Annotated in this window: 6 protein-coding genes; 1 reads left to right on the top strand and 5 read right to left on the bottom strand. The window is 73.6% G+C overall.

Translation table 11 applies throughout. From position 1 onward, the window contains the following. Positions 1–10 precede the first annotated feature (10 nt). The 5 genes from nudC to ACFYYF_RS08460 form a co-directional block, all read right to left on the bottom strand. Positions 11–958, bottom strand: coding sequence for an NAD(+) diphosphatase (gene nudC, locus ACFYYF_RS08480; protein WP_388772690.1), 948 nt, complete (start codon positions 956–958; stop codon positions 11–13). Positions 959–1053: 95 nt separating this feature from the next. Continuing rightward, positions 1054–2466, bottom strand: a complete 1413-nt coding sequence (locus tag ACFYYF_RS08475) for a dipeptidase (protein WP_388772687.1) — start codon at positions 2464–2466, stop codon at positions 1054–1056. Between the two features lie 10 nt (positions 2467–2476). Then, on the bottom strand, positions 2477–6133 hold the full coding sequence (locus ACFYYF_RS08470; protein WP_388772684.1) for a UvrD-helicase domain-containing protein: 3657 nt from the start codon (positions 6131–6133) through the stop codon (positions 2477–2479). Positions 6134–6255: 122 nt separating this feature from the next. Next, on the bottom strand, positions 6256–9822 hold the full coding sequence (locus ACFYYF_RS08465) for a UvrD-helicase domain-containing protein (protein ID WP_388772681.1): 3567 nt from the start codon (positions 9820–9822) through the stop codon (positions 6256–6258). Positions 9823–10077: 255 nt separating this feature from the next. Then, positions 10078–10443: an MGMT family protein gene (locus ACFYYF_RS08460; protein WP_388772677.1), complete on the bottom strand. Its 366-nt coding sequence runs from the start codon at positions 10441–10443 to the stop codon at positions 10078–10080. 185 nt (positions 10444–10628) lie between these two features. Between ACFYYF_RS08460 and ACFYYF_RS08455 the strand changes: the two genes are divergently transcribed. Beyond that, complete coding sequence (locus tag ACFYYF_RS08455; protein ID WP_361690247.1) at positions 10629–13424, top strand: lysylphosphatidylglycerol synthase transmembrane domain-containing protein; 2796 nt, start codon at positions 10629–10631, stop codon at positions 13422–13424. Positions 13425–13553 lie beyond the last annotated feature (129 nt).

Genomic DNA, 13553 nt, shown 5'->3' with positions numbered 1-13553 from the left:
AGGGGCCCTCTCAGGCGGTGTTCCCCCTGGTCGGCAGGGGCTTGCCGTACCAGAGCTCGATCAGGCGCGCCGCGATCGAGATCCCGTAGGGAGGCAGGACCTCCCCCGAGTCGAAGGCGGCCCGCAGGTCGTCCCGGGAGAACCAGCGGGCCTCCTCGATCTCCTCGCCGTCGACGTCGATGTCCGACGAGGTGGCGCGGGCCCGGAAGCCCAGCATGAGGCTGGAGGGGAACGGCCAGGGCTGGCTGGCGACGTACTCGACCTCGCCGACCGTCACGCCGGCCTCCTCGAAGACCTCGCGGCGCACCGACTGCTCGATCGATTCGCCGGGTTCGACGAAGCCCGCGAGGGTGGAGAAACGGCCTTCGGGCCAGTGCACCTGCCGGCCGAGCAGGATGCGGTCGTCGTCGTCCGTGACGGCCATGATCACGGCCGGGTCGGTGCGCGGGTAGTGCTCGGCGCCGCAGGCCGGGCAGCGGCGGATGTGACCGGCGGCGGCGATGACGGTGCGCTCGCCGCAGCGCGAGCAGAAGCGGTGGGTGCGCTGCCAGTTCTCCAGGCCGACCGCGTGCACCATCAGGCCCGCGTCGCGCGGCGACAGCAGCAGGCCCGCCTCACGCAGGCCGGCCGGGCGCGCGGACTGGTCGATCCGGCCGGGAAGCGCGTCCTTCTGGAGCGCGAAGTAGCTCACCCCGTCCTCGTCCGTGCCCAGGAAGTAGCGGTGCGCCTCGGTGAGAGGCGCCTCGAAGGAGGGCGTCATGAGCAGTTCGGTGGTGCCATCGGCCGTCTCGTCGATGAGCACCTGACCGCCGGAGACCACGAAGACGCGGGTCGTGGGGTGGCTCCAGGCGGCCGCGAGCCAGGCCTCGTCGAGCCGGTGGTGGGCCGCCCGGTCGATGCCGCTCGGGGCGGTGAGCGAGATGGGACGGTCGGCGCTGTGGTCGGTCCAGGTGGTCACGGATGCTTCCAACTCCCCCGGTGGAACGGTTGTCTCGACGGGCGGTTCGGCAGGGCGGGCGTGCGGTGGTGCGCTGTCGGGGCGGTTCGGCTTGTTCAGTTCGTCTCGCGCCAGTTCTCGGCCAGGTCGCCCCACAGGTAGGCGGTCGTCTCGACGCCCTTCATGAGGAGGTCGAGTTCGACCTTCTCGTTGGGGGCGTGCCAGCCGTCGGACGGAACGGAGATGCCCAGGAACAGCACCGGGGCGCCGAGGACTTCCTGGAGGTCGGCCGCCGGTCCCGAGCCGCCCTCGCGGGTGTAGCGGACCGGCTGCTCGAAGGCCCGGCCCATGGCGCGTACGACGGACTGCAGGGCGGGGTGGTCGAGCGGGGTCAGACAGGGGCGGGTGGACGGGGCGAACGTGATCTCGTGCCGGATGCCGTTCGGCACCTGCCCGGCCGCCCAGGCCCGTACGGCCTTCTCAATGTGGTCCGGGCCCTGTCCGGCGACGAGCCGGAAGGAGAGCTTGACCATGGCCGACGACGGGACGATCGTCTTGCTGCCCGCGCCCTGATAGCCGCCGCCGATGCCGTTGACCTCGGCGGTCGGGCGGGCCCAGACGCGCTCCAGGGTGGTGTGGCCGGCCTCTCCGTGGGTGGCCGTCGACCTGGCGGTGCGCAGCCATCGCTCCTCGTCGAAGGGCAGTTCGGCGAAGAGTTCGCGCTCGCGCTCGGTGAGTTCGGCGACCCCGTCGTAGAAGCCCGGCACGGCCACGCGCGCGTGCTCGTCGTGCAGGGCCGCGACCAGCCGGGCGACGGCGGTGGCGGGGTTGGGCACGGCGCCGCCGAAGGATCCGGAGTGGATGTCCTGCTCGGGTCCGTGGAGGACGATCTCGCACTCGGCGAGGCCCCGCATACCGGTGCAGACGGTGGGTGTGTCCTCGGACCACATGCCGGTGTCGGAGACGATCACGGCGTCCGCGGCGAGCCGCCCCGCGTTCTTCTCGACGAGTTCCCGGAAGTGCGGGGAGCCGGACTCCTCCTCGCCCTCGATCAGCAGCTTGAGGTGCACGGCCGGGGTGGTGCGCCCGGTGGCGGCGAGGTGGGCCCGGACGCCGAGTGTGTGGAAGAACACCTGGCCCTTGTCGTCCGCGGCCCCGCGCGCGTGGAGGCGGTTGCCCCGGACCACCGGCTCGAAGGGGTCGGTGTCCCAGCCGTCCTCGCGGGCGGCGGGCTGCACGTCGTGGTGTCCGTAGACGAGGACGGTGGGGGCGTCGGGGTCCTCGGAGGGCCACTCGGCGAAGACGGCCGGGGCGCCCGCGGTCGGCCAGACCTCGCAGGTCGGGAAGCCGGTCTCCCGGAGTTCGGCGGCGAGCCAGTCGGCGCTGCGTGCCACGTCCGCGGCGTGCTCGGGCTGAGCCGAGACCGAGGGGATGCGCAGCCACCGACCGAGGTCGTCGAGGAAGGCGGCGCGATGCGTCTCGATGTACGTACGGACGGTGCTGACGGCGTTGTCAACGGGCTTGCTCATGTTCCTGAGCCTATCCGCCCACAGAGGCGTGTTCGTCCGGCGGTTCCCCGGCGACCTCGTCCCCGTCCCGCGCGCCCGCCGGGTCCTCGGTGAGCAGCCGCTCCAGCGCGGCCCGGTCGGGAAGGCCCTCCGGCCGTACGGCCTCGCCGTCGCGGACGTACAGGAACGTGGCCGTGACGGATTCCAGGGGCACTCCCTGCCGCTCGGCCCAACCCAGGCGGTACAGCGCGAGCTGGAGCGGGTCGGCCGTGCGGCCGTGGCCGGTCTTCCAGTCGACGATCTCGTACGTCGTCTCCTCGCCCTCTCCGTTCCGGTAGACGGCGTCGATCCGGCCCCGGATGACACGGCCGGCGATCGCGAGCTGGAAGGGCACCTCGACGCGGTAGGGGGTGCGGTGCGCGTAGGGACTGCGTTCGAAGGCGTCCTTCAGGGCTTCCAGGTCGTGCTCGTCGGCGATCTCCGCCTCACTGCCGGGCAGGTCCTCGGGGTCGAGCATCGGCAGCCGCAGTTCCTCGAAGCGGGACTCCACCCAGGCGTGGAAGCGCGTGCCCCGGCGCGCGGCGGGCTGCGGGGGGCGCGGCATGGGGCGGGCGAGCTCCTGCGCCAGGCCGTCCGGGTCGGCGGCCAGACGCACGAGCTGGGAGGCGGTGAGCGAGGCGGGCAGGGGAACGTGGGTGACGGTGGCGCGGGCGCGCAGCAGCTCTCCGGTGAGCGCGTCCAGGTCGCGGTCCCAGGACGCGAGGGTGCGGGCCTCCTCGGGCGTGAGGCGCTCGCTCCCGGCCTCCCGGGGGCGCGGGCGGGCGATCGGGCCCTGGGCCTGGTGCGGCACCGTGGGACGTCCGCTCCCGCGGCCGGCCGGCCGCTCTCCCGGCCGCTCCGTCGTCCAGGAGTCCCAGTCCGGGTCGTCGCCGCCGGACGGGGCGCTCCGCGCGGAACGGCGGCCCTGCGGGACGTGCTCCTCGATCGGGCCGCCTCCGGGGAACTCGTCCTCGGGCAGGCCGTCTTCGGCGTACTCGTCGTAGTCGTCGAACTCGGCGTACTCGTCGTAGGGCGGGACGTCGTCCTCGGGCGGGGGCGGCCAGTCCGGGTCGTCGAAGGAGGCGGGGTCATGGGCGGCCGGGTACGGGTGCGCGTCGGCGCCCGGGTGGGTCTCGTCGTGGGACGCGACCCGCTCCAGGTGCGCGAGTACGGTCTCCGCCGCGGCGCGGCGCCGGGCGAGGGCCGCGTCGTCGAGCGGGAGCGGCCAGGCGTGGTCGGCGGCCGCCTCGCGCAGGGCCGGGTTCTCCTCGCCCTCGGCCGGTTCGTCCGCCCAGACCTCGATCTCGCCGTGTCCGGCCGCGCAGTGGTCGTAGAGGGCGTGCAGGAAGTCCGAGGGGCCGCGCGTCCGCTTCTGGGAGGGCCCCCACCAGTGGCCCGAGCCGAGCAGAAGCGAACGGGGGCGGGTGAACGTGACATAGCCGAGGCGCAGTTCCTCGGTGTGCTGGTGGGCCTTCATGGCCTCGTGGAAGGCCTTGATGCCCTGGGCGTCCCAGCTCCCGACGTCAGGCAGCGTGTCGGCGTCGCCGCGCAGCCGGTGGGGCAGGACCTTGCCCTGGGCGGTCCACTTCTCGCGGCCCTGGCCGCTCGGGAACGTGCCGTCGACCAGGCCGGGGACGGCCACCACGTCCCACTCCAGGCCCTTGGACTTGTGCGCGGTGAGCACCTTGACGGTGTTCTCGCCGCCGGGCAGCGCGTTGTCCAGCCCCTTCTCGTACTGCGCGGCGGTGCGCAGGAAGCCGAGGAACGCCAGCAGGCTCGCCTCGCCGTCGCCTGACGCGAAGGAGGCGGCGATGTCGAGGAAGTTGGACAGGGTCTCGCGGCGGCGGGCCGCCAGGGCGTGCGGGGACGCGGAGAGCTCGACCTCCAGACCGGTGACGGCGAGGACCCGGTGCAGGACGTCCATGAGCGGGTCGGCCAGCGAGCGGCGCAGATCGCGCAGTTCGGCGGCGAGCCGGGCGAAGCGCACGCGCGCGTCCGGCGAGAACGGCAGCCCGTCGTCGTCGCCCGCGGCCTCGATGGGCGTCTCCAGGAACGTGTCGAGGGCGTCGGCGAGCGATATCACCTCGGCCGGGTCGACCCCCTCGACGGCCGCGGCGAGCCTGCGGTCCGGGTCGTCGTCGCCCCGCGCGTGCGCGTGGGACACGAGCAGACGGGCGCGGCGCCCGAGGAGGGCGAGGTCGCGCGGGCCGATACGCCAGCGCGGACCGGTGAGCAGCCGGACGAGGGAGGCGTTCGCCCCCGGGTCCTGGAGGACCTCGCAGACGGCCACGAGGTCGGCCACCTCGGGAAGGTGCAGCAGACCGGAGAGGCCCACGACCTCTACGGGGATGTCGCGGGCGACGAGCGCGCCCTGGATCTCGGCGAAGTCGGTGGCGGTGCGGCACAGGACGGCGATCTCGGCGGGTGCCTTGCCGGTGCGCACGAGATGCGCGATCGAGTCGGCGAGCCAGCCGATCTCCTCGGCGTGGGTGGGCAGCAGCGCGCAGCGCACGAGTCCGTCCCGCTCGGCTCCCGGGGCGGGCCGCAGGGCCTCCACGCCCGCGTGCATGGCGCGCAGCGGCTCCGCGAGGCCGTTGGCGAGGTCGAGGAGGCGGCCGCCGCTGCGGCGGTTCTCGCTGAGCGACTGGCGGGTGGCGGGGCGGCCGTCGGGGCGGGCGAAGTGCTCGGGGAAGTCGTCCAGGTTGGCGACGGACGCGCCGCGCCAGCCGTAGATCGCCTGGCAGGGGTCGCCGACCGCGGTCACGGGGTGTCCGGTGCCGCCGCCGAACAGTCCGGCGAGCAGGACGCGCTGGGCCACCGAGGTGTCCTGGTACTCGTCCAGCAGGACGACGCGGAACTCGTCCCGCAGGATCTCCCCGACCTCGGGACGGGTGCGGGCGAGGGTGGCCGAGAGGGCGATCTGGTCGCCGAAGTCGAGGAGGTCGCGCTCTCGTTTCGCCGCGCGGTAGCGGCCCACCAGTTCGGCGAGTTCGCGCCGGGCCGCGGCGGTCTCGGGGACCTTGCGCAGGTCCGCGTTGGTGAGTCGCGCGCTCTCCAGGGTGCGCAGGAGCTCGGCGTCGTGGGTGCGCAGGTCCTCGGCGGCCACGAGGTGTTCGGCGAGCTCGGAGTCGAGGGTCAGGAGGTCGCCGACCAGGTCCGGGAAGGAGCGGGTCAGCGCCGGGTACGGGCCGGGCGCCTCGCGCAGCACGCGCGCGGCGAGCTGGTAGCGGGTGGCGTCGGCCAGGAGCCGGGAGGTGGGTTCGAGCCCGATGCGCAGGCCGTGGTCGGTCAGCAGCCGGCCCGCGAAGGCGTGGTAGGTGGAGATGACCGGCTCGCCCGGCGGGTTGTCGGGGTCGATGACGTCGGGGTCGGTGACTCCGGCCTTGACGAGCGCCTTGCGGACCCGCTCGGCGAGTTCGCCCGCCGCCTTGTTGGTGAACGTCAGGCCGAGGACCTGCTCGGGGGCCACCTGTCCGGTGCCGACCAGCCACACCACACGGGCCGCCATCACCGTGGTCTTGCCCGAACCGGCTCCGGCCACGATCACCTGGGGGGCTGGCTCCGCGGTGATGCAGGCCGTCTGCTCCGGGGTGAACGGGATGCCGAGGAGCTCCTTGAGCTGTTCGGAGTCGGTGATACGGGCGGGCATGTCGCAGAGGCTAGCGGCGTCCACTGACAGCGGAGGCCACATCGGCGCCCGGGGCGAAAGAACCGCAGGTCAGCACATGTGGTGCTATGCGTCACTCGCTGACGTCGTGCCCTGGGGCCGGCTCACTCGACCACCTGGCGGCCCTCCGGCCTGGCGCTGCAGGACGCCCGGAACGAGCAGTGCGTGCAGTGCTGTCCGGTCGTCGGTGAGAAGCGTTCGTCGAGGACCTTGCCGGCCGCGTTCGCCAGCAGGTCGCCGACCCACTCGCCCTCCAGCGGCTCTTGCGCCTGCACCTTGGGAAGGGTCTCGCCGCCGTTCTTCTTGGCGGCGCCCTGGCGGAGCTGGACGAGTTCGGCGCCGCCCGCCTCGGGGCGTACGCCGTCGAAGACCTCGTCGACCGCGCCCTCGCCCACCGCGAGCTGGTAGACGGCGAGCTGCGGGTGACGGGTCACCTCGGCGGCGGTCGGCGCCTGCTTGCCGGTCTTGAAGTCGACCACGTAGGCGCGGCCCTCGGTGTCGGCCTCGACGCGGTCCATGGAGCCCCGGATGCGCACTTCGTAGGAGCCCGCTTCGAGCGTCACGTCGAAGTCGTGCTCGCTGGCCACCGGCGTACGGCCGGTGCGGTCCATGACGTGCCACTTCAGGAAGCGTTCGAGCGCCACGCGCGCGTGCTCCTTCTCCTGCGCGGACTTCCAGGGCGCGTCGAAGGCGAGCGCGTTCCACACGGAGTCGAGGCGTTCCATGAGGACGTCGAGGTCCGCGGGGGTGCGTCCGGAGGCGACCTCGTCGGCGAGGACGTGCACCACGTTGCCGAAGCCCTGGGCGGCCGTCGCGGGCGCGTCGGCCTTCACCTCCCGCCCGAGGAACCACTGCAGGGCGCAGGTGTTGGCGAGCTGGTCGAGCGCGCTGCCGGAGAGCACGACGGGCTGGTCGCGGTCGCGCAGCGGCACCTTGCTCTCCGTCGGCTCGTACATGCCCCACCAGCGGTAGGGGTGCGCGGAGGGGACCAGCGGGCGGCCGTCGTCGTCGGCGAGCGCGGCGAGCCGGGCCAGGCGGCGGGCGGCGGCCTGGCGAAGGGGCTCCGAGACGCGCGGGTCGACCGTGGTGGCGCGCAGTTCGGCGACGAGGGGGGCGACGGCCAGCGGGCGGCGCGGGCGGCCGGTCACGTCCTTGGGTTCGACGCCGAGTTCGGTGAGGAAGCGGGAGGGCTGGTCGCCGTCGTCGGCCGGTGCCTTCACCGCCGTCACGACGAGCCGTTCACGCGCGCGCGTGGCGGCCACGTAGAACAGCCGGCGCTCCTCGGAGAGGAGTGCCCCGGGGGTGAGGGGTTCGGCGAGTCCGTCCCGCCCGATGCGGTCGGCCTCCAGCAGGGAGCCGCGGCGGCGCAGATCCGGCCACAGGCCCTCCTGGACGCCCGCGACGACGACGAGGCGCCACTCCAGGCCCTTGGAGCGGTGCGCGGTCATCAGGCGCACCGCCTCGGGGCGGACGGCCCTGCGGGTGAGCGTGTCGGCCGCGATGTCCTCGGCGTCGATCTGCTCCAGGAAGTTCAGTGCGCCGCGGCCTCCGGTGCGCTCCTCCGCGCGTTCGGCGGTCGCGAACAGCGCGCACACGGCGTCGAGGTCCCGGTCCGCGTTGCGTCCGGCCGCGCCGCCGCGCCGGGCGGCGCGCTCCAGACGCTGCGGCCAGGGTGTGCCGTCCCACAGGTCCCACAGGGCCTCCTCGGCCGTTCCGCCGCCGGCGAGACGCTCACGCGCCGTGCGCAGCAGCGCGCCGAGGCGCTGGGCCCCTCGGGCGTACGCGGGATCGTGCGCGACGAGCCGCTCCGGCTCGGCCAGCGCGCGGGCGAGCAGGACGTCGGACGGCGGCGGTACGAGGTTGCCGCCGGCCCGCTCCTCCTCGCGCAGGGCGCGCCCCAGGCGCCGCATGTCGGCGGCGTCCATGCTCGCGAGGGGCGAGGCGAGGAGGGTGAGCGCGGTCTCGGTGTCGAGCCAGGAGGCGGCGCGAACCCCGGCGGCGGCCTCCTCCGGCCCGGCGGCGGCCGCGGAAGCCTCGTCCATATCGGGCGCCCCGTCCGCACCGGGCGACGCATCCAGGCCGGGCATCCCGTCCGCATCGGCTGGCACATCCGCACCGGGCGACGCATCCACGCCGGGCATCCCGCCCGCATCGGACGGCACATCAGCGCCAGACGCCCCAGACGCCCCGTCCGCACCGGGTGAAGCGTCCACACCGGACACCGCATTCGCACCGGACGGCACATCCACACCGGACGCCGCGCCCGTACCCGTCTCCGACTCCGCGCGGGCCACCGCCCGCAGGGCCGTCAGCAGCGGCGCGACCGCGGGTTCGTGCCGCAGGGGCAGGTCGTCGCCGTCGATGTCGAGGGGTACGCCCGCCGAGGTGAGCGCCCGCCGGATCGTGGGGATCGTGCGGGAACCGGCGCGCACGAGGACGGCCATCTCTCCCCAGGGGACACCGTCCTCCAGGTGCGCGCGGCGCAGGATGTCCGCGATGTTGTCGAGCTCCGTGCCGGCCGTCGGGTACGTGTAGACCTCGACCTGCCCTCCGTCCCGCACAGCGGACAGCTCGCGGTGGGCGCGTACCTTCTGCGCGGGCAGCCGGGTCAGCGGCATGCGCAGGGTGAGCCGGCGGGTGGCGTCCAGCAGGTCGGCGCCCGAGCGCCGGGAGGTGCCGAGGACCTCGACCGGAGCCGGACGGCCGTCCACGCGCGGGAATGCCTCGGGGAAGTCCAGGATGCCGTTCACGTCGGCGCCGCGGAAGGCGTAGATCGACTGGTCGGGGTCGCCGAAGGCGACGAGGGTGCGCCCACCGCCCGCGAGGCCGCGCAGCAGCCGCACCTGCGCGGGGTCGGTGTCCTGGTACTCGTCCACGTAGACGGCGTCGTACTGCGCCGACAGCCGCTCGGCGACCTCGGGACGGCGGACGAGGAGCACCGCGCGGTGCACCAGTTCCGCGTAGTCGAGGACTCCCTGCATGTCGAGGACGTCGAGGTATTCGGCGAGGAAGGCGGCCGCCGCGCCCCAGTCCGGGCGGCCGATGCGCCGGGCGAAGGCCTCCAGGGCGCCGGGTCCGAGGCCGAGCTCCCGGCTGCGGGCGAGTACCGCGCGGACCTCGTCCGCGAAGCCGCGCGTGGTCAGGCAGGCGCGCAGTTCGTCCGGCCAGCGCACGTGGGCGAGACCCAGCCGCTCCAGGTCGGGCTGGCCCGCGAGCAGTTCGCGCACGGCCACGTCCTGCTCGGGGCCGGACAGCAGCCGCAGGGGCTCCACGAACAGGTCGCTGTCCTGATGGGCCCGGATCAGGGCGTAGCAGAAGGAGTGGAACGTGGTGGCCCGGGGCGCCCGGGCGGCTCCGATGCGCAGCGCCATGCGGTCGCGGAGCTCGACGGCCGCCTTGCGGCTGAACGTGAGCACCAGGATGCGTTCCGGGTCGCCGCCGCGTTCGATCCGGGCGGCCACGGATTCGACGAGCGTGGTCGTCTTGCCCGTACCGGGACCGGCGAGGACGAGCAGCGGTCCGCTCCCGTGGTCAACCACCGAGTGCTGCGCCGCGTCAAGACGAGGGGGATCCACCCGGGCCGGCGCGGTGCGCACCAGCCGGTACGCACCGCGGGCCCCCTGGCGCACGAAGGGGTGCGTCAGACGCCTGCTGGAGGAAGTGGAGCTCACGTGGTTCGCCGGTCCTGGTGGTCGTACTGGTGGGCGGACTGCCGCGTGGACGGCGGTGACCGCGGGGTGAGGGGGACGCGTGCGGACGACGCTACGCCGGTGCCGTTCCCGGAAGGGGGACTTCCGATTCTTCCCTCAGGCCCCGTGCGTCCCGTGCGTTCCGTGCCTTACGAACGTACGGCATGTCACGGATATGCCTCGTTTCCCTCGTACGGGCCTCAGTGTCCCCTTCGGCCCGGCAAATACCCGAAGCTGTCAGGTGTGACCTTCCGCGCGTTCGCCGCCGTCCCATCGGGCCCGTCTTATGTCGACGCGCGGCAGATGCCCCGCGGAGGCCCGGCTCGCCTCCTTCAGCGGCGTCCCCTCGGCGCGGTAGTGGGCCAGCGCCTCCAGTTCGTGGCCGGGCAGCAGGCCACCGTCGGCGCGCATCACGCGCCACCACGGAACCGCCCCGCCGTACAGGGCCAGCACCCGGCCCACCTGCCGCGGCCCGCCCTCCTCCAGCCATTCGGCGATGTCGCCGTACGTCATGACGCGGCCGGGCGGGATCAGCTCGGCGACGTCCAGGACCCGTTCCGCGTACTCCGGCAGCGCGTCCGCCGGAAGGCTCTCCTCGCTCATCCGCCCCATCCTGCCCCACCCCACCGACAACGTGACCCGGCGGCGACCGTGCATATTCCTTCCCCTCGGGTGACGCTTGTAGCAGATTGCACGCCCCGCATTTGCACCCTGATGCCCCCGTGTGTCGGTCGGGCATGCCACCATCGTGCGGGCGGTGACTGGTGATACGAGATCAAGAAGAGACCATGAGGCAGCAGGGCGTGCACCCCGAAGACGCGGAGGGCACCTCCGCCGCCTCGTCACGCCCGGAAGCCGACGGCGTCGACGAGAAGGCCGCGGATCCCGCTCCTGAGACCGGCGCGGCCGCGTCCCGCAAGCCCGGGGACGAGAAGCGGCAGGCCGAGCGCGGCACCGGCTGCGTGGACGAGGTCCACGCCGACGAGGTCGAGGGCGACGAACCGTTGCTTCCCGCGCGCGTGCACCGCCCCTCGGACCTGATGCGGCTCCTGGTGGGCGTTCTCGCGATCGTGGTGCTGCTCGCCATCTCGGCGTTCGCGCACGGCACCACCTCGGGCCTGGAACAGGACATCAACAAGGGCACCGGTCAGGCACCCGATCTGCTGATCAAGATCGCGGGGCTGGCGTCCAGCATCGCGATCCTGCTCGTGCCGGTCGCCTTCGCCATCGAGCGGCTGATCAAACGGGACGGGCTGCGCATCGCCGACGGCGTCCTCGCCGCGGTCCTCGCGCACGGAGTGACACTCGCCACGGACCTGTGGGTCGCCAAGGGCGCCCCGGGCTCCATCCAGGAGGCACTCACCCAGCCCTCGCCGGGTGACGTCCACGCCCTCACCGACCCGGTGCACGGCTATCTCGCACCGGTCATCGCCTACATGACGGCCGTCGGCATGTCCCGCAGACCCCGCTGGCGCGGGGTGCTCTGGGTCGTCCTGCTCCTCGACGCCTTCTCCATGCTGGTCACCGGCTACACGACCCCGTTCTCGATCATCCTGACGGTGCTGATCGGCTGGACCGTCGCCTACGGAACGCTGTACGCGGTCGGATCCCCGAACGTACGGCCCACCGGGCGGACGCTGATGGCGGGCCTTCGGCACGTCGGCTTCCACCCGGTCAGCGCGGCCCGCGAGGAGATGCCGGAGACCGTGGAGAGCGGCGACCGCGGCCGGCGCTACTTCGTCACCCTGGAGGACGGCCCCCCGCTCGACGTCACGGTCGTCGACCGCGAGCAGCAGGCACAGGGCTTCTTCTACCGCGTCTGGCGCCGGCTGACGCTGCGCGGCATCACCACCCGCCGCAGCCTCCAGTCCCTGCGCCAGGCCCTGGAACAGGAAGCCCTCCTCGCCTACGCGGCCATCGCGGCCGGCGCCAACGCGCCCAAGCTGATCGCGACCTCCGAGCTGGGCCCGGACGCCGTGATGCTCGTCTACGAACACACCGGCGCGCACACCCTGGACTCCCTGCCCGACGAACTGATCACCGACGAGCTGCTGCGCGACACCTGGCACCAGGTGCAGGCGCTGCAGTCCCGGCGCATCGCGCACCGGCGGCTCGCGGGCGACGCGATTCTGGTGGATCGTTCCGGCACGGTGATCCTCACGGATCTGCGCGGCGGCGAGATCGCGGCCGGCGATCTGGTGCTGCGCATGGACATCGCCCAGCTCATGACCACCCTCGCGCTGCGCGTGGGCGCCGAGCGCGCGGTGGCGTCGGCGGTGGGCGTGCTCGGCCCGGACGCCGTCGCGAACTGCCTGCCCATGCTCCAGCCGATCGCGCTGACGCGCTCCACGCGCGCGACGCTGCGACGGCTCGGCCGGGAGCGCGCGCAGCGTGAACGCGAGGCGGTCCTGGAGGCCTCGCGGCAGGCCAGACTCGCCCGTGCCGCGGAAGCGGCCGAGGAGGGCGGGGACGCCGCCGCGCCCGTGCCGGAGAAGGCCGGGAAGAAGGCCGTACGCGCCGAGCAGCGCGCCGAGAAGCGCGCGATCGACGAGGCGCTGGACGAGGCGCGCGAGGAGGATCTGCTCACCCAGATCCGCCATCAGGTACTGCTGATCAGGCCCCAGGCTCCGGTGGAGCCGGCCCGCCTGGAGCGGGTCAAGCCCCGCACGCTGATCAGCGTCATCGCCGGGGCGATCGGCGCGTACTTCCTGCTCACCCAGCTCACCCACATCGAGTTCGGGACCCTTTTCGACAACGCCGAATGGGGCTGGGTCGCGGCCGCGGCGCTGTTCTCCGCCCTCAGCTACTTCGCGGCGGCGATGAGCCTGCTCGGCTTCGTGCCCGAGCGGGTGCCGTTCCTGCGGACCACGGCGGCCCAGGTCGCCGGCTCGTTCGTGAAGATCGTGGCGCCCGCCGCGGTCGGCGGCGTCGCCCTCAACACGCGCTTCCTCCAGCGTGCCGGGGTGCGGCCGGGGCTCGCGGTGGCGAGTGTCGGCGCGTCGCAGCTCTTCGGGCTCGGCTGCCACATCCTGATGCTGCTGTCCTTCGGCTATCTGACCGGTACGGAGAAGACGCCGTCGCTGTCGCCGTCCCGCACGGTCATCGCGGGCCTGCTGACGGTCGCGGTGTTCATCCTCGTGGTGACGTCGGTGCCGCTGCTGCGCAAGTTCGTCTCCACGCGCGTGAGGTCGCTCTTCGCGGGCGTCGTCCCGCGCATGCTGGACGTGCTGCAGCGGCCGCAGAAGCTCGTCACCGGCATCGGCGGCATGCTGCTGCTGACGGCCTGCTTCGTGATGTGCCTGGACGCGTCGATCCGCGCGTTCGGCCACGAGGAGACGACCACGCTCAGCCTCGCCAGTGTCGCCGTCGTCTTCCTCGCCGGGAACGCGCTGGGGTCGGCGGCCCCGACCCCGGGCGGTGTGGGCGCGGTCGAGGCGACCCTCACCGTCGGCCTGATCGCCGTCGGTCTGCCCAAGGAGGTCGCGGCGCCCGCGGTGCTGCTGTACCGGCTGCTGACCCTGTGGCTCCCGGTGCTGCCCGGCTGGCTGTTCTTCAACCACCTGACACGCAAGGGCGCGCTCTAGAGGCGGCCGCCCGACCGGGAGCCCGATCGCCCGACCGGACGGAGCACCTGCTCACCCGACCGGCCCGGGCGCGGGCTCCCGCCGTGTCCTCACCCACACGGCTCGTGCCCCGAGCGCCCCGCCGCGACC

Source organism: Streptomyces sp. NPDC001914, assembly GCF_042891215.1.
GTDB lineage: Bacteria > Actinomycetota > Actinomycetes > Streptomycetales > Streptomycetaceae > Streptomyces.
The sequence above is the reverse complement of the archived record's forward strand: the minus strand, read 5'-3'. Positions and strand labels throughout refer to the sequence as shown.